Source organism: Psychrobacter sp. 1Y4 (genome assembly GCF_051847555.1).
This window is the reverse complement of sequence record NZ_JBPYDE010000687.1, coordinates 1-651: the sequence shown is the minus strand read 5'-3', so window position 1 is coordinate 651 and position 651 is coordinate 1. Positions and strand designations below refer to the sequence as shown.

The 651-nt window shown below is 46.2% G+C and carries 1 protein-coding gene; it reads left to right on the top strand.

Annotated features, from left to right (window positions below; all coding sequences use genetic code 11):
* Positions 1–648: copper resistance protein B (locus ACS8FC_RS18340; protein WP_439297841.1), on the top strand; the 648-nt coding region annotated here is incomplete at its 5' end.
* Positions 649–651: the final 3 nt, after the last annotated feature.

The following is a 651-nucleotide window of genomic DNA, read 5'->3' as shown; positions in this document are numbered from 1 at the left end:
GGTAAGCCAATGATGATGGGCAGCATGCCATTATGGGGAGTGTCAGTAGACGACTTGGGCTATCAGTTCGATGAAGACCAAATCAACTTCGAGGCGACGGGTTGGTATGGTACTGACAGTAATCGTATAAGACTACGTACCGAGGGTAGTGCTCAGACTAAAGATGATAAAGAAATAGATAGCTTAAGCTCGCTTGCTTATTGGAAACCACTGAGCATTTTCTGGAATGGGGAAGCTGGTGTCGCTTACGATACTGAAAATGATAACGCTGCCCTTATGGCAGGCATTGTCGGTACCGCACCGTATTTCATTGAAACAGATGCGAGAGCCTACTTATATACCGATGGTCAACTTCGCCTTGATTTAGGCGCAGAGTATGAATGGCGTTTAGATCAGCATTGGGTAGTCATACCAGAGGTGGGATTGACTGCCTTTAGTAAAGATGACCATGATAATGGCATTACCAAAGGCTTTAATGAGATGGAAGCTGAGGTTAGGCTGACTTACGAGACGTTCAGTCGCCAACTAGCCCCTTATGTGGGCGTGAGTTATGAGACAGCGCTTGGCAAGGCTCGTGGTCAACGACGTCAAGAAAATGAATCGGTTGATAGCAGTAGTTTGACTGCGGGGGTCAAATTCTGGTTCTAATTT